This is a genomic window from Mycolicibacterium xanthum (assembly GCF_019710635.1).
GTDB classification, from domain to species: Bacteria; Actinomycetota; Actinomycetes; order Mycobacteriales; family Mycobacteriaceae; genus Mycobacterium; species Mycobacterium xanthum.
This window is the reverse complement of the sequence record NZ_JAIFZS010000122.1, coordinates 1-499: the sequence shown is the minus strand read 5'-3', so window position 1 is coordinate 499 and position 499 is coordinate 1. Positions and strand designations below refer to the sequence as shown.

General features: G+C 64.5%; 1 pseudogene. It reads right to left on the bottom strand.

From position 1 onward, the window contains the following. Window positions 1-303 precede the first annotated feature (303 nt). Window positions 304-499: pseudogene (locus JDV09_RS26285) on the bottom strand (MFS transporter); the annotation flags it as partial.

Sequence of the window (499 nt, the reverse complement as noted above, 5' to 3'; positions counted from 1 at the left end):
GTGTGTCCAGGGGTATCCGGGGGGGTTCGGATCTCCGACTCGTCCAAGGTGTCTGGCCTGACGGTGTTCGCATGTGCGTCGGTGTGGTGCATGAGTTGTGACACCGTCGTGAGGCCGTCACCGTCAACGGTGCCCCATGCTCCAGCCTTGCCTGCCTGCCTGCCTGCCTGCCAGGGCAAGGCCATGCACGGCGGCCCGCAGAGCGACGGGCCGATCCTGGCCGGCTACCGGTAGTGGACACGCTGACGGGTTGAACGCCTCATCACGGCTCCACCACATGGTGTGCAGATCGGCCTGAAGTGGTCACGATCGCCGCCGCCCGACAAAGTACGTCCACATCGCCAGAGCCAACGGGACGACAGTGACGGTCAGCATCGTGAGCCGGACAGCGTTGCTGAAGTCCCAGTCCAGTGTGAGTCCGGAAGCCTGCTGGACGAGGTCGGACTCGAGTATCGGCACACCCGGGTTGTGTACCAGCGAGTTCCTGACCACATCCACG